This window comes from Streptomyces showdoensis (assembly GCF_039535475.1).
Classification (GTDB): domain Bacteria; phylum Actinomycetota; class Actinomycetes; order Streptomycetales; family Streptomycetaceae; genus Streptomyces; species Streptomyces showdoensis.
In genome coordinates, this window is the sequence record NZ_BAAAXG010000011.1 from 119,683 (window position 1) to 140,603 (window position 20,921).

Annotated in this window: 16 protein-coding genes and 1 pseudogene; 12 read left to right on the forward strand and 5 right to left on the reverse strand. The window is 74.2% G+C overall.

Going from position 1 to position 20,921, the window contains the following annotated elements:
• Positions 1-30: 30 nt before the first annotated feature.
• Entirely contained in the window at positions 31-1,449 is a 1,419-nt protein-coding gene (locus ABD981_RS06440) for a sulfatase-like hydrolase/transferase (protein ID WP_046905838.1), read from the reverse strand.
• Entirely contained in the window at positions 1,449-2,471 is a 1,023-nt protein-coding gene (locus ABD981_RS06445; protein ID WP_123954144.1) for a TauD/TfdA dioxygenase family protein, read from the reverse strand. The genes ABD981_RS06440 and ABD981_RS06445 overlap by 1 nt, the downstream gene beginning before the upstream one ends.
• A 399-nt stretch (positions 2,472-2,870) precedes the next feature.
• Between ABD981_RS06445 and ABD981_RS06450 the strand changes: the two genes are divergently transcribed.
• The 9 genes and pseudogenes from ABD981_RS06450 to ABD981_RS06490 all read left to right on the forward strand — a co-directional run bounded on the left by ABD981_RS06450 (position 2,871) and on the right by ABD981_RS06490 (position 14,578).
• On the forward strand, positions 2,871-4,100 hold the full coding sequence (locus ABD981_RS06450) for an ROK family transcriptional regulator (protein ID WP_046905837.1): 1,230 nt from the start codon (positions 2,871-2,873) through the stop codon (positions 4,098-4,100).
• 663 nt (positions 4,101-4,763) lie between these two features.
• Positions 4,764-6,356 carry an ABC transporter substrate-binding protein gene (locus ABD981_RS06455; protein ID WP_046905836.1) on the forward strand — a complete coding sequence of 531 codons (1,593 nt, stop codon included), beginning with the start codon at positions 4,764-4,766 and terminating at the stop codon, positions 6,354-6,356.
• 3 nt (positions 6,357-6,359) lie between these two features.
• Positions 6,360-7,305: pseudogene (locus tag ABD981_RS06460) on the forward strand (ABC transporter permease).
• A gap of 5 nt (positions 7,306-7,310) precedes the next feature.
• Positions 7,311-8,207 (forward strand): ABC transporter permease, encoded by an 897-nt coding sequence (locus ABD981_RS06465; protein ID WP_046905934.1) that lies wholly within the window; start codon positions 7,311-7,313, stop codon positions 8,205-8,207.
• Positions 8,204-10,063, forward strand: a complete 1,860-nt coding sequence (locus ABD981_RS06470) for a dipeptide ABC transporter ATP-binding protein (protein ID WP_046905834.1) — start codon at positions 8,204-8,206, stop codon at positions 10,061-10,063. Before ABD981_RS06465 ends, ABD981_RS06470 begins: the two co-directional genes overlap by 4 nt.
• Positions 10,060-11,007, forward strand: a complete 948-nt coding sequence (locus tag ABD981_RS06475) for a formylglycine-generating enzyme family protein (RefSeq protein ID WP_123954143.1) — start codon at positions 10,060-10,062, stop codon at positions 11,005-11,007. Before ABD981_RS06470 ends, ABD981_RS06475 begins: the two co-directional genes overlap by 4 nt.
• The gene (locus ABD981_RS06480) at positions 11,004-13,319 is read left to right on the forward strand and encodes an arylsulfatase (RefSeq protein WP_046905833.1); all 2,316 of its coding nucleotides are present in this window, start codon (positions 11,004-11,006) and stop codon (positions 13,317-13,319) included. Before ABD981_RS06475 ends, ABD981_RS06480 begins: the two co-directional genes overlap by 4 nt.
• A gap of 123 nt (positions 13,320-13,442) precedes the next feature.
• Positions 13,443-13,952, forward strand: a complete 510-nt coding sequence (locus ABD981_RS06485; protein WP_046905832.1) for a DinB family protein — start codon at positions 13,443-13,445, stop codon at positions 13,950-13,952.
• A 95-nt stretch (positions 13,953-14,047) separates the two neighbouring features.
• Positions 14,048-14,578, forward strand: a complete 531-nt coding sequence (locus ABD981_RS06490; RefSeq protein WP_046905831.1) for a GNAT family N-acetyltransferase — start codon at positions 14,048-14,050, stop codon at positions 14,576-14,578.
• Here ABD981_RS06490 and ABD981_RS06495 read toward each other — a convergent pair.
• Both ABD981_RS06495 and ABD981_RS06500 read right to left on the reverse strand, forming a co-directional pair.
• Entirely contained in the window at positions 14,560-14,934 is a 375-nt protein-coding gene (locus tag ABD981_RS06495) for a hypothetical protein (RefSeq protein ID WP_240495084.1), read from the reverse strand. The two genes, ABD981_RS06490 and ABD981_RS06495, sit on opposite strands and share 19 nt — an antisense overlap.
• Positions 14,935-15,004: 70 nt before the next feature.
• Positions 15,005-16,426, reverse strand: coding sequence for an ROK family transcriptional regulator (locus ABD981_RS06500; protein ID WP_046905830.1), 1,422 nt, complete (start codon positions 16,424-16,426; stop codon positions 15,005-15,007).
• A gap of 210 nt (positions 16,427-16,636) precedes the next feature.
• Here ABD981_RS06500 and ABD981_RS06505 point away from each other — a divergent pair, with 210 nt between their 5' ends.
• The 3 genes from ABD981_RS06505 to ABD981_RS06515 all read left to right on the forward strand — a co-directional run bounded on the left by ABD981_RS06505 (position 16,637) and on the right by ABD981_RS06515 (position 20,057).
• Complete coding sequence (locus tag ABD981_RS06505) at positions 16,637-17,911, forward strand: MFS transporter (RefSeq protein WP_046905829.1); 1,275 nt, start codon at positions 16,637-16,639, stop codon at positions 17,909-17,911.
• Positions 17,912-17,940: 29 nt separating this feature from the next.
• Positions 17,941-19,413, forward strand: a complete 1,473-nt coding sequence (locus ABD981_RS06510; RefSeq protein ID WP_046905828.1) for a carboxylesterase/lipase family protein — start codon at positions 17,941-17,943, stop codon at positions 19,411-19,413.
• A gap of 89 nt (positions 19,414-19,502) precedes the next feature.
• A complete protein-coding gene (locus tag ABD981_RS06515; protein ID WP_131723814.1) occupies positions 19,503-20,057 on the forward strand; it encodes a hypothetical protein in 555 nt (184 codons plus the stop codon).
• A 94-nt stretch (positions 20,058-20,151) separates the two neighbouring features.
• Here the strand turns inward: ABD981_RS06515 and ABD981_RS06520 are convergent, their stop codons facing one another.
• The gene (locus ABD981_RS06520; RefSeq protein ID WP_046905826.1) at positions 20,152-20,919 is read right to left on the reverse strand and encodes a metallophosphoesterase; all 768 of its coding nucleotides are present in this window, start codon (positions 20,917-20,919) and stop codon (positions 20,152-20,154) included.
• Positions 20,920-20,921 lie beyond the last annotated feature (2 nt).

Below are 20,921 nucleotides of genomic sequence, written 5' to 3' on the forward strand. Positions count from 1 at the left end.
AGGCCCGCGGGAGGTGCTCCGGCGGAGCGGTCACGCGTGCCCGAAGCGCACCCCCTCCCACGGCACCCGGCCGTGCGCGAAGGAGTCCGGGGAGCGCTGTTCGAGCGTGCGCGGCTGCGCCGCCTCGATCACCGGATCCGCCCCCTCCACCTCGCGCAGCCAGCAGGCGAGCGCGTCCCGCAGCCCGTCGGCCACCCGCCGGTGGGAGGTGAGGCCCGCCAGGTTCTCCAGCTCGTACGGATCGGCCGCCAGGTCGTAGAGCTCGCTCTCCCGGTAGCGGTCGGCGCCCGGCTGCCGCCAGGGATCCGGGCCGGGCGGGGCCGTCACCACGTACTTCCACCGCTCGGTGCGCACCGCCCGGCCGATCACGTCCTCGCTGATCTGCACGAACACCGAGTACGGCCGCTCGGGGTCGGTCCCGCCGCCCACCAGCGGGCGCAGCGACCGGCCCTGGACGCCCTCGGGGACCTTCAGGCCCGCCGCGTCGAGCAGCGTCGGCATCAGGTCCACCGTCGAGACCGGGTGGCGGATCAGGCCGCCCCCGCGGAAGCCGGGCCCGGTGAGCGCGAACGGCACCCGGACCGAGGCCTCGTGCGCGGAGCGCTTGTACTCGCCGTTGCGCGTTCGGAAGTGCGAACCGTGGTCGGCGGTCCAGGCCAGCAGCGTGTCGTCCTCGATGCCCAGGCTGCGCAACGCGTCCCGCAGCCGGCCCACCCCCTCGTCGACCCGCTTGATCTGGCCCAGGTAGCCGCCGAGATGGCGGTGTGCGCCGCCCTGGGCGGCGCCGGGACTGAGCGCCGCCAGGTCCGGCGGCAGCCACCGGCCCTCGTAGCGCTCCCGGTATCCGGCGGGCGCCGGGTAGTCGTCGGTGGCGTTCTGGTGGTGCGGCTCCAGGAGGGAGAGGAAGAGCAGGAACGGGCGCTCGTGGTGGTCGGCGACGAACCGGATCGCCGCGTCGACCAGGGCGTCCGAGCGGTAGCCCGGCAGCCGGACCGGTTCGCCCTCCTCGTCGTACACCACCGTCCGGTACGCGTCGGAGGTGAACTCCAGCCGGTCCGAGGCGAGCCAGTGCTCGTAGCCGCCGCGCCGGCCGGGCGGGACCGGGCCGTCGGGGTTGTCCTCGCCCGCCAGGTGCCACTTGCCGATGTAGCCGGTGACATAGCCGGCCTCGGCGAAGGCCCCCGCGAGCGTGGGGAGTTCCGCTCCGAGCGGAAGTCCGTTGCGGAACACCCCGGTGGCCGTCGGATAGCGGCCCGTCTGCAGGGCGGCACGGGCGGGCGCGCACACCGGATTGGGCGTGACGGCCTGCTCGACCAGCGTGCCCTCGCGGGCCAGCCGGTCGAACTCCGGTGTCACCCCTGCGGGGTTGCCGTGCGCGCCCGTGGTGTCCCACCGCTGCTGGTCGGTGAGGACGACGACGACGCTCGGCCGGGCGGCGGCGGGCGGCATCAGGCGGCGGGCTGCGCCGTGGAGGCGCCGGACGCGATGCCGAAGGCCGGGTCGGGCACGCCCTCGGGCGCGAGCAGCACCGAGGACCGCCCGTCGACGCCGACCGGCACGTCGCCGTCGATGGTCACCCGGCGCAGCTTGCGGTCGTGGGCGTCCGAGTCGTCCACGCCGTAGTGCTGGGTGGCGCGGTTGTCCCAGATGGCCACGTCGCCCACCTGCCACTGCCAGCGGACCGTGTTCTCCGGGCGCTCGACGTGGGACTGGAACAGGTCCACCAGGGCGCGCGAGTCGGCGCCGGTCAGGCCGCTGATGCGCTGCACGAAGTTGCCGAGCAGCAGGGTCCGCTCACCGGTCTCGGGGTGGACGCGCACGACCGGGTGCTCGGTGAGGAACTTCGTCGAGGCGAACACCTCGCGGAAGCGGACCAGCTGCTCGGGCAGGGTGTCGGGGCGCAGGGCCGCGTAGTCGTAGTCGTTGGAGTGCACCGCCCGCAGCCCCTCGGCGAGGACCCGGAGCGGCTCGGGCAGCCGCTCGTACGCGGTGGCGGTGTTGGCCCACAGGGTGTTGCCGCCGTAGGGCGGGATGACCACGGCGCGCAGGATGGAGAAGGCCGGGTAGGCGGGGACGAAGGTGACGTCGGTGTGCCACTGGTTGGCCCGGCCGCCGTAGTCGGAGTCGATCGGGAAGGAGTAGCGGCCGTCGGCCGAGGGCACGGTGGGGTGGGCGACCGGCGTGCCGAGCAGGCGCCCGAAGGCCTCGTGCGCCTCCTCGTCCAGGTGGTCCTGGCCGCGGAAGAAGACGACCTTGTGCTCCAGGAGGGCCGCCCGGATCGCGGCGACGGTCTCCGGGGCGAGGTCGCCGCCGAGCCGCACGCCGGAGATGACGGCGCCGATCCGGCCGCCGACCTTCCGGACGGTGAGCGCGGTGGCCGCGTCGCCGGCCGCGGTCGTGTGCGCGGCGGTGTCGGTAGCCGGGGCGGTGTCGGTGGCCGAGGCGGTCGTGGGGGCGGTCGAGGTCGACATGACGGATCCCTTCGGGACGGGGTGCGGAGTTAATTTCGCAGGGGAAGTAATGAGGGCGCCAGAGGGCGGACACCGGGAGACCGGCAGGCGCCACAGGTGCGCACCGGAGAGAGCCGGACGGTGCGGCGGGGCGATGTCCAGGACCATCGCAGCGTTCCCGGCGGACCGTCAACGATCCACAGGCTCGGCGGAGATCGGCCCGTGGTGGTTGAATCGGCCTCCCCGCCGGCACCGGGCAGCCGCCCACCGGACTTCGCCATACCCATGGTGACCAGGGCTTTTCCCGGTGCGGCGGGAGCCGGCGACCGGCACGGCGCGGCCACTCGCGGACGCCCGCGGCGGCGCCGGGGGATTTCACGCCCTCGCAATACTGAGCAGCACTCCCGAGACGAGGCCTTCATGACCTTCACCCCCCACCCGCCCCGCATGGCCGGGGACGGCCGGCGCGAGGCCAACGCCGCCACCGTGCTGCGCACCGTCCTCGACCACGGTCCGGTCGCCCGCAGCGCCATCGCCCGGCTCTCCGGGCTCAGCCCCGCGGCCGTCTCCCGCCAGGCCACCGACCTGCTCGGGCACGGCCTGCTCCGCGAACTGCCCGAGCAGGGGGAGGGCGGGGGAGTGGGCCGCCCGCAGATCCCCGTCGATCTGCACCTCGGCGCCACCGGCGGCCCGGTGGCCGGCGGGGTCCATCTCGGCGTCCCCGCCTCCTCCTTCGGCCTGGTGGACCTGCGCGGCCGGCTGCTCGCCCGGCGCACCCTCAGCCACGACCGGGCCGACCCGCGCGTCCTGCCCGGCATCGTCGCCCGGGAGCTGCGGAGCTTCCTCGACGAGCACGTCGAAGGGCGCCCGCTGCTCGGCGTCGGCGCGGCCGTCGGCGGCTGGGTCGACCCCGACCGGGGACACGTCATGCGCCACGACGCGCTCGCCTGGTACCACCGGCCGCTGGGCGCGGAGCTCACCCGGGGTCTGGGCGGACGCACCGTACGGGTCGACAACCACGCGCGGGCGATCGCCCAGTCGGAGATCCTCTTCGGCCGCCCCGAGGCGCGCCGCAGCCTGGTCCACCTCTTCATCGGCAACGTGGTCGACGCCGCGCTCGGCATCGCCGGGGTCGTCCACCAGGGGCCCGGATCGGCCGCCGGCGACGTGGCCCACCTGCCCGTACCGGACTCCACCACGCCCTGCCCGTGCGGCCGTTCGGGCTGCCTGGAGGCGACCGCGTCCAACACCTGGGTCGCCGAGACGGCGTACCGCCGGGGGCTCGTGCCCGATCCGGACGTGTTCCTGGTGGTGGACGCGGCGGCGGCCGGCGACCGGCGCGCCGACCGGCTGCTGCGCGAACGGGCCCGGGCGGTGGGGCGGGCCGTCGCCCTGCTGCTCGACGTCCTCAACCCCGATCTGGTGGTGGTCACCGAGCAGGCCAGCGTCCTCAACCCCGACTACCTGGAGGAGATCCGGGGCGCCGCGGTGGACCTCTCGCACGTCTGCGACGATCCCGAACGGATCGTCAGTCCACATGCCGGACCCGCCACGTTGCCTGTCGCGGCGGGCACGGTTCTGCTGAATCCGCTGTTCAGGAACCCTCTTCAGGGCCTCGAGGGGCTGTCCGGGCGGGGGGTGCAAGGCTGAGTCATTCTCAGAATGCGGACAAGCCCGGTTGACCCGGCCGCGAAGCCGCTGCCATATTGCTCCCGTGAATCCGGACATGCGCCTCATCTGCCGCAGGCACGTCGACCTCTGTCGACAGGCCAGCGCGGTCTGTGCCGTCCGCCTCTGAGCGGCCCGTTCCGCACCCTCCGCATTCCCCCGGGCTCCGGCCGACCGGACGCGTCGGGTTCGGCCCGCCGTCGCGTGCCCGCCGCTCGGCCTCCGGGCTTCGGCCGTCCCACGACCGCCGCGCCGCTCGTGGACCGGCCGCAACGGCGGCAACGGCCACAACGGCCGCAACGGCCTTCGTTCCTGAGCGCGCCTTCTGGCGCTTCTCCTGATCGCTTCCCCTCGTTGCTTTCTCTGATCACCGCCCGGGGTCGATCCACGGGGTCGATCCACCGGGTCGATCCAAGTGGTCGGCCCATCTGATCGGCCCACCTGATCGACCCACCCGATCGATCCACCTGATCGACCCACCCGATCCCGATCCCGATCCCTTTCCCGGTCCCCCTGTACCCGTCCCGGTCCCGAGTGCCCCTCCGCTGCCAGGGGTTTGTTTCTCCCGCAGCGGAAGTAATTCGGCGCCAGGGCCCATCCAGGTCCCGGGGATCTCTCTCCTTCCCACCCACAGGCAGGCACCCGATGGCCGAGCTGTACCCCTCCACGCCCAGCACCCCCTCCCGTCGCACCACCCTGCGCGCCGCGGGCGGCGGAACCCTGCTCCTGGGGCTGGGTCTGGCCGGCTGCCGCTCGGCCGTCTCCGAGTCCGGCGCCACCGACCCGAAGGCCGCCGCCGGACCGCGCCGGGGCGGCACGGTCACCGTCGCCGTCAACAGCGACTTCACCCCCAGTCTGCTCTTCTCCCAGAGCGGCCAGTCCCTCCAGCAGCGGCTGGTCTTCAACACCCTCACCCGCTACGACGACCGGCTCCGCCCGCAGCCCGAGCTCGCCACCTCCTGGGACTACGCCCCCGACGGCCGCAGCATCACCCTCAAGCTGCGCACCGGAGTGACCTTCCACGACGGCCGCCCCTTCACCGCCGACGACGTCGTCTTCGCCGTCAAGAACCTGCAGAACCCTCTCAGGGCCGCCCAGTTGAGAGCCACCGCCGCCGCCGTCACGGGCTTCGACAAGCGCGGCGACCACGAGCTGACCCTCCGCCTCGCCCACCCGGTCAACAACCTCTTCGACCTCTTCGAGTTCATGATCATCACCGACCGGAACAGCGTCGAGGACGCCGTCACCGGAAAGCGGCTCATCGGCACCGGACCCTTCAAGCTGGCCAAGTGGAGCCCCGGCACCGGCCTCAGCCTCACCCGCAACGAGACGTACTGGCAGCCCGGCCGCCCCTACCTCGACGGGGTCGAACTCCGCGTCATACCCCAGGCCGACGCCCTCATCTCCTCCCTGCGCACCGGCCAGTCCCAGCTCTCCTTCAACGTCCCCGGCAAGAGCCTCGCCATCGTCAAGAACAACCCCGACCTGACCGTCACCAGCTACGACACCGGCGCGGGCGCCTACTACCTCGGCGTCAACACCACCGTCGCCCCGCTCGACGACAAACTGGTCCGCCAGGCCCTCGCCTGGGCCGTCGACCGCGAGCGCCTCCTCAAGCAGGCCCTCGGCGGCTACGGCCTCGACTCCGCCGCGCCCTGGCCGAAGTCCTCGCCCGCGTTCACCGAGACCGGCCGCACCCACTACACGTACGACCCCGGCAAGGCCCGCGAGCTGCTCAAGGCCGCCGGACACCCCAGGCTCCGGCTCCCGCTGCTCCACATCAGCCTGCCGGGCGACACCGCCCTCGCCGAGTCGATCCAGTACGACCTCAAGCAGGTCGGCGTCGACGTCACCCTCCAGCCCACCGACCCCGCCACCGCCCAGAAGAACCTGATCTCGCAGAACATGCCCGCCCTGTGGACCATGGGCCACGGCTTCGCGCAGGTCCAGCCCTCCACCCTCGCCGTCAGCGCGTACCCCTTCAACGAGGCCAAGAACACCTCGAAGTTCCGCTCCGCCGCCTACACCCGCGTCGTCCGCGAGGCCTGGACCAGCCGCGCCACCGGCGCCGCCGCCAACGCCCAGCAGAGCCGGATCTCCGACATCCTGCTCGACGAGGCCTTCATCATCGACCTGGTCATCCGCGGCAACGTCCAGGTCGCCTCCACCACGCTGCACGGCGTCACCCTCAACAAGTTCTCCTACCTCAACCTCGACGACGCCTACCTGGCGGGCTGACCCGTGCGCCGCCACCTCCTGCGGAAGGTCCCCTCCGCCCTCCTCGTCCTCCTCCTCGCCTCCTTCCTCGTCTTCACCCTGATCCGCCTCGTCCCCGGCGACCCCGCCAGCTCCCTGGCCGGCCCCGACGCGAGGGCCGAGACCGTCGCCGCCATCCGCGCCCGGCTCGGCCTCGACGCCCCGCTGCTCAGCCAGTACGTCCACTGGCTCGGCGGCCTCGTGACCGGCGACCTCGGACCGTCGTACGCCATCGGCGGCCAGACCGCCGACCTCATCGCCGACGGACTCGGTGCCACCGTCGAACTCACCCTCGGCGCCCTGGTGCTCGTCGTCCTCCTCGGCGGCGCCTTCGGCGTCCTCGGCGCCACCGCCCGCGGCTCCTGGCTGCGCGGGGCGGTGCGGATCGTCACCACGGCCGCCCTCGCCGTACCCCCCTTCGTCTCCGGCGTCCTGCTGGTCCTGCTGTTCGCCGTCGTCCTCGGCGTCCTGCCGCCCGGCGGCCGGGTCCCGATCCTCACCGCCCCCGACCTCGGGGTGCAGTACCTGCTGCTGCCCGCCCTCTGCCTCGCCCTGCCCAGCGCCGCCGTCCTCGGCCGCTACCTCAAGGACGGCATCGAACGCGCCCTCACCGAGGACCACGTCCGCACCGCCACCGCCGCCGGCATCGCCCCCCCGCCGCATCTTGTGGCGGCACGCCCTGCCCGGCGCCCTGCCGCCCGTCGTCACCCTCCTGGGCATGCAGACCGGCCACCTCCTCGGCGGCGCCGTCCTCGTCGAGGCGATCTTCGCCTGGCCCGGCCTGGGCCAGCTCGCCGAACAGGCCCTGGTCCGCCGCGACTACCCCGTCGTCCAGGACCTGCTGCTCCTCCTCGTCACCGTCTTCGTCCTCGTACAGCTCCTCACCGACCTCGTCCACGCCTGGCTCGACCCCCGGATCAGGTGGGAGTGACCGCCATGACCCTGACCACGCCCACACCCGCGCCCGCGCCCGCCGGATCCGCCTCCGCGCCGCCCGGACGGCCCCCCGCCCGCAAGCCCCGCCACCCCTACCGGGCCGCCCTCGGCACCGCCCGCGGCCGCACCGGCCTGGTCCTCGTCGGCCTCGTCGTCGCCGCCGGCCTGCTCGCCCCGCTCCTCGCCGGCCACGGCCCCACCGACCAGAGCGCCCTGTCCCTCGCCGGACCCGGCACCCCGGGCCACCCGCTGGGCACCGACGACCTGGGCCGCGACCTGCTCGCCCGCCTCCTCTACGGCATCCGGGCCGACCTCGGCATCATCGCCGTCGCCGTCCCGCTCGGCGCCGCCCTCGGCTGCCTCGCCGCGCTCCTCGCCGCCGTCCACCCCGCCGCCGACACGCTCGTCCAGCGCGCCTTCGACCTGGTCCTCGCCTTCCCCGGGCTGATCCTCGCGCTCGCCGTCACGGCCGTCCTCGGCCCCGGCCCGCTGCCCGTGATCCTCGTCATCGCCCTCGCCGAGATCCCCGCCTTCGGACGGCTGCTGCGCACCGGGATCCTCGTCCAGCGGGAACGCGAGTACGTCACCGCCGCCCGCGTCGGCGGCACCGCGCCCGGCCGGATCCTCACCCGCCACATCCTGCCCAACGCCGCCGACCCGCTCGTCGTGCAGATCGCCGTCTCCCTCACCGTCGCCGTCTTCATCGAGGGCGCCATGAGCTTCCTCGGCGTCGGCGTACGGCCCCCGCAACCCACCCTCGGAGCCGTCCTCAGCCAGTCCATGCCCTACCTCGCCCAGGCCCCGCACTTCGCCGCGGGACCTCTGATCACCGTGACCGTCCTCGTCCTCGGCCTCTCCCTGATCGCCGAGGCCCTGAACCGGGAGACCCGCCGATGACCCACCCGGTACCCGAGCCGGCGTCCGCCCCGCTCCTCGAAGTCAGCGGCCTCGACGTCGAGTTCACCACCCCCGACGGCGGCACGCTGCGGGCCGTGCGCGACGTCTCCTTCACCCTGCGGCGCGGCGAGACCCTCGCCGTCGTCGGCGAGTCCGGCTCCGGCAAGTCCACCGCGGCCCTCGCCCTGCTCCGCATGCTCCCCGGCACCGGCAGGATCACCGCGGGCTCCGTCCGTCTCGACGGGCGGGAACTCACCACCGCGGGCGAGTCCGAGCTGCGGGCCGTCCGCGGGGCGCGCATTGGCATGATCTTCCAGGACCCGATGACCGCCCTCAACCCGGTCCTCACGGCCGGGAACCACCTCGACGAGGTGCTGCGCGCCCACCGGTACGGGGACCGGGCGGCCCGCCGGGCACGGGCCCGCGAACTCCTCGACCTGGTCGGCATCCCCGACGCGGCCCGCCGCCTCGACGACCACCCCCACCAGTTCTCCGGCGGCCAGCGCCAGCGCATCCTCATCGCCATGGCCCTGGCCGGCGAACCCGACATCCTCCTCGCCGACGAACCCACCACCGCCCTCGACGCCACCGTCCAGGACCAGATCCTCACCCTGCTCGCCGACCTCGGCCGCACGACCGGCACCGCGCTCGTCCTCATCACCCACAACATGGGAGTCGTCGCCCGCGCCTGCTCCCGCGTCCTCGTCATGTACGGCGGCACCGTCGTCGAGGACGGCCCCACCGCCGAGGTCCTCACCCGGCCCCGCCACCCCTACACCGCGGGTCTCCTCGCCGCCGTGCCCCGGCTCTCCGCCCCCTCCGGCACCCGGCTGACCGGCATCCCCGGCAACCCGCCCGACCCGACCCTCCTCGGCGACGGCTGCGCCTTCGCCGACCGCTGCGCCTTCGTCACCGACCGGTGCCGCACGGCCGCCCCCGCCACGGTCACGCTCGACCCCGGCGTACGCGTCGCCTGCGTGCTCGCCACCGAGCGCACCGAGCCCCTGCCGCCGCCCCCGCCCCCGGTCCGCATCGACCGGCCGGAGCCCGGGGCCGTCGTCCTCGCGGCCGAGTCGCTGCGGAAGACCTACGGGCGCCGCGGCCGGCGCTCCTTCACCGCCCTCGACGACGTGTCGCTCACCCTCGCCGCGGGCGAGACCCTCGGCATCGTCGGCGAGTCCGGCTCCGGCAAGTCCACCCTCGCCCGGGTCCTCGCCCACGCCCACCCCGCCGACGCCGGCCGGCTGCTCCTCGAAGGCCGGGACGTCACCCGCCCCTCCCGCCGCGACCTGCACGCCGTACGGCGCCGCGTCCAGATGGTCTTCCAGGACCCGTACGCCTCCCTCGACCCCCGCATGACCGTCGGCGAGACCGTCGGCGAACCGCTGCGCGCCTTCGGCCTCGGCGACCGGGCGGAACGCGGGCGCCGGGTCGCCGAACTTCTGGCGCTGGTCGGCCTGGACCCGGCCGTCGCCGACCGCAGGCCCCGCTCCTTCTCCGGCGGCCAGCGCCAGCGCATCGGCATCGCCCGAGCGCTCGCCCCCGAACCCGCCGTCCTGATCTGCGACGAACCCGTCTCCGCGCTCGACGTCTCCGTCCAGGCCCAGATCGTCGGTCTGCTCACCGACCTCCAGCGGGACCTGGGCCTCGCCCTGGTCTTCATCGCCCACGACCTCGCCGTCGTCCGCCAGGTCAGCCACCGCATCGCCGTCATGCACCAGGGCCGGATCGTGGAGACCGGCAGCGCCGACGAGCTCTGCGAGCACCCGCGCGACCCGTACACCCGCGCCCTGCTGGCCGCCGCCCCCGAACCCGTACCGGCGGCACCGCTCCTGACCGCGGGGGCGGTCGCATGAGCGCCTGCTGCTCGCCCGGCCGCCCGTGCACGGGGGAGGGGGCACGGGCCACGGAATTCCTTCCGCTCCCGAAGATACGAAGGACCGGACGGCACACGCCCGTGCGGCCCATGGCCGAACTCCCCGGCGGCACCTTCGCGATGGGCGACCCGGTCGGCGAGGGCCACCCCGCCGACCGGGAGGGACCCGTCCGCCAGGTGACCGTCGCCCCCTTCGCCATCGACACCACCGCGGTCACCAACGCGCAGTACGCGCGGTTCGTGACGGACACCGGACACCGCACCGACGCCGAACGGTACGGCTCCTCCTACGTGTTCCACCTGCTGCTCCACCCCGCCGCCGAGCCCCACGTCCTCGGCCGGGTGGCGAACGCCCCCTGGTGGCTCGGTGTCGAAGGCGCCGCCTGGCACAGCCCCGAAGGGCCCGGCTCCGGCATCGAGGGGCGCGAGGACCACCCCGTCGTCCACATCAGCCACGACGACGCCACCGCCTACTGCGACTGGGCCGGCCTCCGGCTGCCCACCGAGGCCGAATGGGAGTACGCGGCCCGCGGCGGCCTCGACGGCGCCCGCTACCCCTGGGGCGACGCCCTCGCCCCGGACGGGCAGGAACGGTGCAACATCTGGCAGGGCACCTTCCCGCACCACTCCGACCGACCCGGCGGACGCACCGGCACCGTGCCCGTCACCGCCTACGCACCCAACGGCCACGGCCTGCACAACACCTCGGGCAACGTGTGGGAGTGGTGCTCCGACCCCTTCGCGCCCCCGTCCCCGCTCGGCGGGCCCGTCGAACGCGTCATCCGCGGCGGCTCCTACCTCTGCCACGACTCCTACTGCAACCGCTACCGCGTCGCCGCCCGCTCCCACAACACGCCCGACTCCTCCACCGGCCACGGCGGCTTCCGCTGCGCCCGCTCACTCACCGGAGACCTCCCCGCATGACCACCAGCACCCGCCGCGACCCGTACGAGGGCTTCCCCGGCCGCGTCGGCCGCACCTTCGCCGAGTCCGAACCCGCCTGGCCCGCCCGCCCCGCGCCGCCCGCCAAGGCCCCCAACATCGTCGTCGTCCTCGTCGACGACCTGGGCTTCAGCGACATCGGACCCTTCGGCTCCGAGATCCCCACCCCCGTCCTCGACGCCCTCGCCGAGGACGGCGTCCGGCTCACCAACTACCACACCATGCCGCTGTGCTCACCGGCCCGCGCCGCCCTGCTCACCGGCCTCAACCCGCACCGCGTCGGCTACGCCATGGTCGCCAACGCCGACCCCGGATTCCCCGGATACGGGATGGAGGTCGCCGAGGACATCCCCACCCTCGCCGAACTCCTGCACGACTCCGGCTACGCCACCTACGCGGTCGGCAAGTGGCACCTCGTCCGCGACTCCGCCTCCAACGCCGCCGACGACCGCCGCAACTGGCCGCTGCGGAAGGGCTTCGACCAGTACTACGGGGTCCTCGAAGGGCTCACCAGCCTCTTCCACCCGCACCAGCTCGTCCGCGACAACAGCCCGCTGGACATCGACGAGTTCCCCGAGGGCTACTACTACACCGACGACATCACCGACCAGGCCATCTCCATGGTGACGTCGCTGCGCGCCCACGACCCCGACAAGCCGTTCTTCCTCTACCTCGCCCACAACGCCGTCCACGGCCCCCTCCAGGCCAAGCCCGAGGACATCGCCCGCCACCGGGGCCGCTACGACGAGGGCTGGGACGCCCTGCGCGAGCGGCGCTTCGCCGCCCAGCTCGCCGCCGGGATCTTTCCGCTCGGAACGGAACTGCCCGCACGCAACAGCGAGGCCGGGCTCGACGTCCCCGCCTGGGACTCCCTCACCGAGGAGCAGCAGCGGCTCTACGCCCGCTACATGGAGGTGTACGCCGCCCTCGTCGACAACATCGACCAGAACCTCGGCCGGCTCACCGACACCCTCGACGCCCTCGGCGAACTCGACAACACCGTCATCGTCTTCACCTCCGACAACGGCGGCACCGGAGAGGGCGGCGCCGAAGGCACCCGCTCCTACTTCAGCCGCTTCGTCCACCACCCGCGCCTGCCCGGCGACTGGGACCCCGACGTCGACCGCGACCCCGAGCTCATCGGCGGACCGCGCAGCCTCGTCCACTACCCGCGCGGCTGGGGCATGGCCTCCAACACCCCCTTCCGGCTCTACAAGGGCCACACCTACGCCGGCGGGGTCCGGGTCCCCTTCGTCCTGTCCTGGCCCGAAGGCGCCCGCGACGGACGGCTCGCCCGCGGACTGCGCCCCCAGTACCAGTACGTCACCGACATCGCCCCCACCCTCCTCGAACTCGCCGGCATCACCCGGCCCGAGGCCCGCCGAGGCATCCCCCTCCAGGAACCCGACGGCACGAGCTTCGCCCCGGTCCTCGCCGACCCCGCCCACGACTCCACCCACCCCGAGCAGTACTGCGAGATGACCGGCAACCGCAGCCACTACCGCGACGGCCACAAGCTCGTCACCCTCCACCGCCCCGGTGCCCCCTACGATGACTCCGAGTGGGCCCTCTACGACATCCGCGCCGACCCCACCGAGATCCGCGACCTGGCCCCGCACCGGCCGGACCTGGTCGCGGAGCTGTCCAAGGCCTGGGAGGAGGCCGCGTGGCGCAACGGCGTCTTCCCGCTCCCCGACCACAGCGGGGCCCTCGCCCGCCGCAACCCGGCCGAACAGCGCCTCGCCCGCCCCCTCACCCTGCTCCCCGGCACTCCCGAACTGGAGCGCTACCGCTCCTCCCGGCTGATCTCCCAGCGCTCCTTCGAGATCGCCGTCGCCGTCGACGAGTCCGCCGACGGCGTGCTCGTCTCGCACGGAGACCAGGGCGGCGGCTACAGCCTGTACGTCGAGCACGGCCGGCTCGTCCTCGCGTACAACGAGTACGGCGACCTCCACGAGACCGACGCCGGTCCGCTGGCCCCCGGAGCCCACGAGATCCTGCTCGCCGCGACCGCCGAGGAGGGCCTGCGCTGGCGCTTCACGGTCACCGTCGACGGCGAGCGGCGGGCCGCTCCCGACAGCGTCCACCAGCTGATCGGCATGGCGCCCTTCCAGGGCATCAGCATCGGCATCGACCGCAAGTCGCCCGTGTCCTGGCCGCTGTACGAACGCCGGGGTTCCTTCCGCTTCGAGGGGAAGCTCCGCTCGGTTACCTACCGCCCCGGACCGCCGGGACCGGACGCACCCGAGGCCGTGGCCGAGGCCCTGAAGGCGGCGGCCGCCGCCTTCGAGTGACGGGCGGGGCCCCAGTGGCGGGGCCCCAGGGTGAGGGAACGGGCGGGGCAAGGGGGGCAGGTGGGGGGCCGACGGCCCGGAAAATCCGGGCCGCCGGCCCGCTGCCGCTGGCAGGATGCGGCCATGACACTCACCGATCGCCGGATCCAGCCGCCCCTCACCGCCGACGAACGCACCACCCTCACCGCCATGTTGGACTTCCAGCGGGACACGCTGGCGATGAAGTGCGAAGGGCTGACGGCGGACCAGCTCAAGGACCGCGCGATCAGTCCCTCCGGACTCTCGCTCCTCGGCCTCGTCCGGCACGCCGCCGAGGTCGAACGCGGCTGGTTCGTCAACGTGATCAACGGCGAGAGCAGCCGGAGCCCCTGGACCCCGGCCGGCTCCACCGACCGGGCCGACTTCGACGTGGACGACGCCGACGTCGACGAGGCCTTCGCGGTCTGGCGCGAGGAGTGCGGGCGCGCCCGCGCGATCGTCGACGCGGCCGCGTCGCTCGACGTGACCGGACGCCTCGGCGAGGAGGTCTTCTCGCTGCGCTACGTCCTCGCCCACATGATCGAGGAGTACGCCCGCCACAACGGGCACGCCGACCTGCTGCGCGAGCGCATCGACGGCGAGACGGGCGAGTAGCGGCCCCCGGTCGCCCGGACGTTCTTCCGTCCGTTCCGCTCCGAGAGGAAGAAACTCCTGGTGGAGTGCGTGCCGGCCGCTGCTATCGTCGCCGCATGCCGCAGCTGATCAGCCCCACCGCGCGACTCCACACCTCCTGGCTCGAGGCCCACGCCGAATGGAGTCCCGGCGCCAACCAGGACGGCTCCGGGATGCGGCTCTCCGCGGACCACGCCTTCGCCGTCCCCGAGGTCTTCGCCTCCTGGGTGGGCCGGCTCCGCGAACAGTCCGACCCGGCCCGCCCCCAGCCCGAGGGCCGCGTCCACGCCACCCACTGGTGGATCGTCGAGGACGACACCTACCTCGGCGCGATCGACCTGCGGCACGAGCTCAACGACTTCCTCCTCCGGGCCGGCGGCCACATCGGCTACAGCATCCGCCCCTCCGCCCGCCGCCGGGGCCTCGCCACCTGGGCGCTCGCCGCCGTCCTCCCCGAGGCCCGGGCCCTCGGCATGACCCGGGTCCTGCTCACCTGCGACGACACCAACACCGCCTCGGCGCGCACCATCGTGCGCAACGGCGGCGTCCTGGAGGACGTCCGCTCCACCGAACTCGGCCTCAAGCGCCGCTACTGGATCGAGCTGTAGGCGTCCGTCATGCAGTCCGCCGCGCACCGGCCGCGCTCGTACGCGTGGCGCAGCGCGGCGGCCGCGTGCGCCCGGCTGACCTCCTCGTACCCGAAGCGCTCGTGGGCCAGCCGTACGACCGACTCGACGGTGACGATGGCGGGTTCGCCCCGTCCGGCCGCACCCCGTGCGGAGGCGATCGCCAACTCCGCCGAACGGGTCAGCGCCCGCACGTAGTTCTGCCAGGCGGCCCGCCGCGCCCGACGCGGCGCCGGCGGGCGCACGGCCCGCCCCTTCCAGCGGACGCCCGCCGCGACGAGGACGGCGCCGGACGCCACGACCAGGGCTCCGAGGAGGTCCTCGGGACTCACGTTCACACCGGCAGCCTTCCCCCGCGGGGGAGCGGGCAACCGGGCGCGGCCGGCCTCCGCCGCACGGCGTCATCCGTCATCCGTCGGCCGCCGTGCCCCTCGCCGGCAGCACCGTCCCCGGCGCCGTCCCCAGCACCGGCACCGCCGCCGGGTCGTCGAGCACGGCGTCCCGCCCGTAGGTGAGCGCGCCCGCCAGCGCCGCGTCCGCGCCCAGGGCGCCCGGGACCGGTTCGGGGACCAGCCGGTCCGCGAAGGCGCGGCGGCCGGAGAGCCGGGCCTCCAGGCCTCGCCGCAGCCACGGGTGCCAGTCGGCGAGGTAGCCGCCGAGGACGACCTCGTCGGCGTCGAGCAGGCTCGTGACGGCGAGCACGGCCGCGCCCAGCACCTCGCCGGCGGCGTCGAGGGCGTCCAGCGCCCTCCGCTCCCCGGCCTCCAGGGCGTTGCCGAGGGCCGACAGGGCCGCGTCCGTGCCCTCGACGGCGCGCAGCCCGGCGAGCCCGGCCGCGTCGGTGAGCGCCTCGGGCCCCACGTACAGGGCGAGGCAGCCGCGGCCGCCGCAGGCGCACGGCGGCCCGTCGAGGGCGACGGGCATGTGGCCCGGTTCGCCCGCCACTCCGTGGCCGCCGGTGTGGATGCGCCCGTCGAGGACGAGCCCGCCCCCGACGCCGATGTCGGCTTTGAGGTACGCGAGGGAGCGCGGCGGCACGGTGCGCCGCCGGGCCAGGGCCCGGTACTCGGCGAGCGCGGCCAGGTTGGCGTCGTTGACGAGCACCAACGGGAGCTCCGCGGCGCCGACTTCGGGGCCGTCCGGGGCGTCCGCGGCGCCGCCGTCCGGGCCTCCGCCCGGGCCGCCGTCCAGGCCGCTGCCGGGGCCGACGTGCCCGCCGGGGCCGCTGTCGGGCCCCCCGTGCCGAAGCTCGGCGCGTACGAGCCCCGCCAGGTCGACCGGTCCCCGCCAGCCGAAGTCGGTGCTGAACGCCCGGGCGCCGCCGACACCGTCGGGACCGTGCCCGTCGTGCTCGTGGACCGGTCCCGGCATCGCCATCACCGCGCCCCACAGGTGCGCCCCCGGGACGGCCAGCGCGGCCGCCCGGGCCTCGCGCAGCGCGTCCGCGACGGCGCGGGCGAGGGGCAGCGGGTCGCCGTGCGGGGTGCGGTGGGGGAGCGAGGCGCGGTACACGGCCTCGCCCGCGAGGTCGGCGGCCGCCACCTGCAGCCGCTCGCGGGTGATCCGCACCGCGAGGGTGAGCACCCGCCCCGGCACCAACTCCAGCGTCCGGCGGGGCCGCCCGCGGCCGCCCGCCGGGGCCAGCCCCGCCTCCCGCACCAGACCGCGGTCGATGAGGTCGGCGGTGAGGGCGGTGAGCGAGCCGTGGGCCAGCCCGGTCGCGGCCGAGACCTCGCTGCGCGAGCCGGGGCCGTGGTCGGCGAGCCGGCGCAGCGCGCGGGACAGGTTGAGACGGCGTACGGCGGCGGAGTCGGCAGGTGGTGCGGGCACTCCGTGATTCTCCCCGACAAGGGCTGGGACACGGGGGAGCGCCGTATGATGACACGAGTAAGTGACACGCGTCACCATTTTATTTCGAGCATTGACGTAAATGGTTTCCGGCCAGACGCTGTGGACGTCCCCGACGAAGGAGTCGAGGCCGACGAGGCCGACGGAACCGCCCGGCAAGCAGGCGGCCCGGCCAGGAAGGCAGCACCCGCCATGTCCACCCAGACCTCCCCGCAGGCCGCACCCGCACCGGCCCGCACCCCGGGGACCACGACCCTCCTGTGGTCGATGCTGGCCGGTTTCACCACGCTCTACATCGCCTACTCCGGTCTCCTGGGCGTCCTCCTGCCGATCCAGGTCGAGGCCATCGCCCCGGACTCCAAGGAGTCCAGCCTCGCGATGGTGACGATGACCTCCTCGATCGTCACCCTCTTCGTCCAGCCGATCGCCGGCGCGCTCTCCGACCGCACCCGCGGCCGCTTCGGCCGCCGCACCCCCTGGATGGCGCTCGGCGCCGTCGCCTCGACCCTCGCGCTGCTCGCCATCGGCCAGGTCACCGGCCTGCTCTGGCTCACCCTGATGTGGGTCGCCGTCCAGGTCCTGCTCAACGTGATCCAGGCCCCCATGACCGCGATCCTCGCCGACCGCGTTCCGGCCGAACGCCTCGGAATGTTCTCCGCGTTCATCGGCGTCGGCAGCCAGGTGGGCGCCACCCTCGGCGTCGTCATCGGCGCCGGCTTCGCCGCGAGCATCGGCCTGGGCTACGCCGTCTTCGCGGCCTGCGTGCTCGTCGTCACCCTCGCGTTCGTCCTGGTCAACAAGGACACCCCGGTCACCGCCGAGCCCGAGCCCTTCGCGCTCGGCGCCTTCCTCAAGGGCTTCTGGGTCTCCCCGCGCAAGCATCCCGACTTCGCCTGGGCCTTCCTCGCCCGCGTCGTCTTCGTCTTCGGCTACTGGGGCGTGCTGATGTACCAGCGCTACGCCCTCACCGACTACGTCGGCCTCGACGGGGCCGACGTCGACCGGACCCAGTCGCTCATGGCCGTCCTGACCCTCGTCGGCACCTTCGCCGGCTCCCTGCCGGCCGCGAGGCTCTCGGACCGCACCGGACGCCGCAAGGTCTTCGTCGGCGGCGCCGCGGTCATCCTCGCGGCCTCCATGGCCGTCCCCCTGATCAGCCCCACCACGACCGCCATGTACGTGTACGCGCTGCTCGCCGGCATCGGCTTCGGCACCTACATGTCCCTCGACATGGCCCTGATGACCGAGGTCCTGCCGGCCGGCGACAGCGCGGGCCGCGACCTCGGCATCCTCAACATCGCCACCAACGTCCCCCAGGCCCTGGGCCCCCTGGTCGCCGCCGGGATCATCGGCCTCTTCTCCGACGGCACCGACAAGACGCCCGGATACCGCGCCCTGTTCGTCTTCGCGATCGCCGTCGTCTTCGTCGGCGCCCTCGCCATCAAGCCCATCAAGAGCGTCAAGTGAACCGCACCGAGCCCCGACAGGAGCCCTCCATGACCGGCACCACCCCGCCCCTCGTCACCACCACCCGCGGCCCGGTCCGCGGCGAGCGCCGGGCCGACGGAAGCTGCCGCTTCCTCGGCATCCCGTACGCCCAGCCGCCCGTCGGCCCGCTCCGCTTCGCCGCGCCCGTCCCGCCGGAGCCGTGGACCGAGCCGCTGGACGCCACCGCGTACGGACCGACCGCCCAGCGCCGCCCGTTCGCGGACGTCACCACCATCCCCGAGCCCTCCATCCCCGGCGACGGCGTGCTCAACCTCAACGTCTTCACCCCCGCGCCGGACGCCGACGCGGCCCTGCCGGTCCTCGTCTGGATCCACGGCGGCGGCTACGTCGCGGGCTCCGCCGCCAGCCCCTGGTACGACGGCGCCGCCTTCAACCGCGACGGGGTCGTCCTCGTCTCCCTCGGCTACCGCCTCGGCATCGAGGGCTTCCTCCACCTGGACGACGCGCCCGACAACCGCGGGGTGCGGGACTGGATCGCCGCCCTGGAGTGGGTCCGCGACAACATCGCCCGCTTCGGCGGCGACCCCGCCAAGGTCACCATCGCCGGCCAGTCCGCGGGCGGCGGCGCCGTGCAGACCCTGCTCGCCGTCCCCTCCGCCCGGGACCTCTTCCGCGGCGCGATCTCCGTTTCCGGCGCCGTCATGCGCCCCGACGGTCCCGAGGTCGCCCGCGCCGTCGCCCGCCTCTTCACCGCCCGTACGGGCCTCCCGGCCACCGCCGCCGCCCTCCGGGACCTCGGCGACGACGAGATCCTCGCCCTCCAGGACCGCCTCGGCGAGCCCGGACCGGACCGCGACCGCGAGGGACTGCCGCCCCTGCTCTCCCTCGTGCCGTTCGCCGACGGCGAGCTGATCCCCGAGCCCGTCCTGGACGCGCTCACCACCGGCGGCGCCGGGGCCGGCGTACCGCTGATGCTGGGCTTCACCGCCCACGAGTTCAACATGATGCCCACGCCGACCGCCGGCCCCGACGGCGAGCCGGTCCCGCTGCCCCTGCTGCTCGGCGGGTTCGGCCTGGACGAGGTCCGGGCCGGCGCCTTCTCGACGGCGTACGCGGACGCCGACCCGGCCGGTCTCTTCGGCCAGGCCCTCACCGACGCCACCTTCCGCGCCCCCTCCCTCGCGGTCGCGGACGCCCGCGCGGAGCGCGGCGAGCCCACCTGGCTCTACCAGTTCGACTGGACCTCGCCGGTCAACGGGCAGTCCTTCCACTGCCTCGACCTGCCCTACGCCTTCGACCTGCTCGACGCGGAGGGCGTCACGGCCGCCGCGGGCGACAACCCGCCGCAGGATCTGGCCGACGCCGTGCACCGCGCCTGGGTTTCGTTCGTCTCCGAGCGGAATCCGGGAGAGCAGTGGCCCGCGTACACGTCCACCGGCCGCGCCACGATGCTCTGGAACGCCACGCCCGAGGTGGCGGAGGACCCGCTGAAGGGCGTCCGCGAGATCTGGCTGGGCTGAGCGCGCGGAGGGGCAGGGGCGGGCGGTGCCCGCCCCTGCCTCGAAAATGCGGGTGCCGCGAGCCCTCGTTCCGGGCGATCATGGTGTCCATGACAGAGGAATCCGGACCGCAGGCGCTGGGCGTGTTCGTCGTGGCCAACGTCGCCCAGGAGACCAGTCACGGCGACGGAGGGCTGGAGATCCGGCAGGGGCTGCGCCACTTCGCGCCGGGGGCGAAGGTGTGGATCTTCAATCCGATCGGGACGGGCTCCGTCGTCGTGGTCGGACGGCACCGGCGCAACAGCCGCCGGTACATGCGGATCATCATCGAGCGCCGGTTCCTGACGAACCTCCGGGTCCGCACCTGTTACAGCACGGCCCTGTTCCGGGCGCTGTGGGACCTGGAGCGCGACGAGGAGCTCCCGGACTCCGACCTGCTCCGGCAGCGGGAATGGGCGGAGGAGCTGGCGAGGGAGTGGAACACCCCCGCCATGAAGGCACGGTTGGACGATCAGCCCCGGCTGACGCCCTTCCTGGTCTCCGACCCCCCGCCCCTGGAGCTGCGGCGCTCCGGAGTCACCTACCACCTGGCCCACTTCAACGCCCACGGGGCCCGCTACTCGCCCGAGCCGCCGCCGGTGGAACCCTCGCCGCGGATCGACTGAGGCGAGGGCACGGGGCGGGGCGAGTGAGGCGAGGGCACGGGGCGGGGCGAGTGCCGACGGCGAGTGCCGACGGCGGCATCCGGTCAGGGCTCCGTCAGCGCGGCGGCACGCTCCGGTAGTGGGTCGTCAGTCGGCCGGCCTCGAAGACGTGGAAGGCCAGGGACGGCGCCATCTCGTCCCTGTACACGTAGTCCCGCGCACCGCCGTCCTGCTCCCAGGGCAGCTTCGCCGTCGACACCACGCCGGGCGCCACCAGCAGGGGCCGGCCCGCGAACACCGTGGCCGCGGCGGTGTGCGCGTGCCCGCACAGCAGCGCGACGACGTTCGGGTGGCGCCGCACCAGCGCCGCGAGGCGCTCCTCGCCGAACTGGCGCAGCCCGTCCACGAACGGGATCCCCAGCGCGACCGGCGGGTGGTGGAAGCCCACGAAGACCGGCACGTCCGCAGGCGTCCGGGCCAGCTCCTCCGCCAGCCAGTCCAGCGTCTCCTCCTCCAGGAAGCCCTCGTCCTTCCCCGGCACCGAGGAGTCGCACAGCGCCAGGACGAAGCCGTCCGCGCGCAGCACCTGGTTCACCGGCGCCTCCGGGGCCGCCGGCCCGGCGCCCAGCAGGACGCGCCGGAACACGTCCCTGCGGTCGTGGTTGCCCGGACACGTCAGCACCGGGTGCCGGGAAGCCAGCACGTGCTCACGGATCCACGCGTACTCGGACTCCTCGCCGTGGTCGGCCAGGTCACCGGTGGCGATCACCGCGTCGAGGGCGTACGGGAGCGAGTCCAGGAACTCCATGACGGCGCGCGTCCGTTCGCGGCTGCGCGGTGACGCGTCGACGTGGATGTCGCTGAGGTGCGCGATGACGATCACGG

Coding starts and splice junctions, on each gene's coding strand:
- ABD981_RS06440 (WP_046905838.1), bottom strand. CDS start 1,449: ATGCCGCCCGCCGCCGCCCGGCCGAGCGTCGTCGTCGTCCTCACCGAC.
- ABD981_RS06485 (WP_046905832.1), top strand. CDS start 13,443: ATGACACTCACCGATCGCCGGATCCAGCCGCCCCTCACCGCCGACGAA.
- ABD981_RS06445 (WP_123954144.1), bottom strand. CDS start 2,471: ATGTCGACCTCGACCGCCCCCACGACCGCCTCGGCCACCGACACCGCC.
- ABD981_RS06450 (WP_046905837.1), top strand. CDS start 2,871: ATGACCTTCACCCCCCACCCGCCCCGCATGGCCGGGGACGGCCGGCGC.
- ABD981_RS06515 (WP_131723814.1), top strand. CDS start 19,503: ATGACAGAGGAATCCGGACCGCAGGCGCTGGGCGTGTTCGTCGTGGCC.
- ABD981_RS06505 (WP_046905829.1), top strand. CDS start 16,637: ATGTCCACCCAGACCTCCCCGCAGGCCGCACCCGCACCGGCCCGCACC.
- ABD981_RS06475 (WP_123954143.1), top strand. CDS start 10,060: ATGAGCGCCTGCTGCTCGCCCGGCCGCCCGTGCACGGGGGAGGGGGCA.
- ABD981_RS06455 (WP_046905836.1), top strand. CDS start 4,764: ATGGCCGAGCTGTACCCCTCCACGCCCAGCACCCCCTCCCGTCGCACC.
- ABD981_RS06470 (WP_046905834.1), top strand. CDS start 8,204: ATGACCCACCCGGTACCCGAGCCGGCGTCCGCCCCGCTCCTCGAAGTC.
- ABD981_RS06465 (WP_046905934.1), top strand. CDS start 7,311: ATGACCCTGACCACGCCCACACCCGCGCCCGCGCCCGCCGGATCCGCC.
- ABD981_RS06490 (WP_046905831.1), top strand. CDS start 14,048: ATGCCGCAGCTGATCAGCCCCACCGCGCGACTCCACACCTCCTGGCTC.
- ABD981_RS06480 (WP_046905833.1), top strand. CDS start 11,004: ATGACCACCAGCACCCGCCGCGACCCGTACGAGGGCTTCCCCGGCCGC.
- ABD981_RS06510 (WP_046905828.1), top strand. CDS start 17,941: ATGACCGGCACCACCCCGCCCCTCGTCACCACCACCCGCGGCCCGGTC.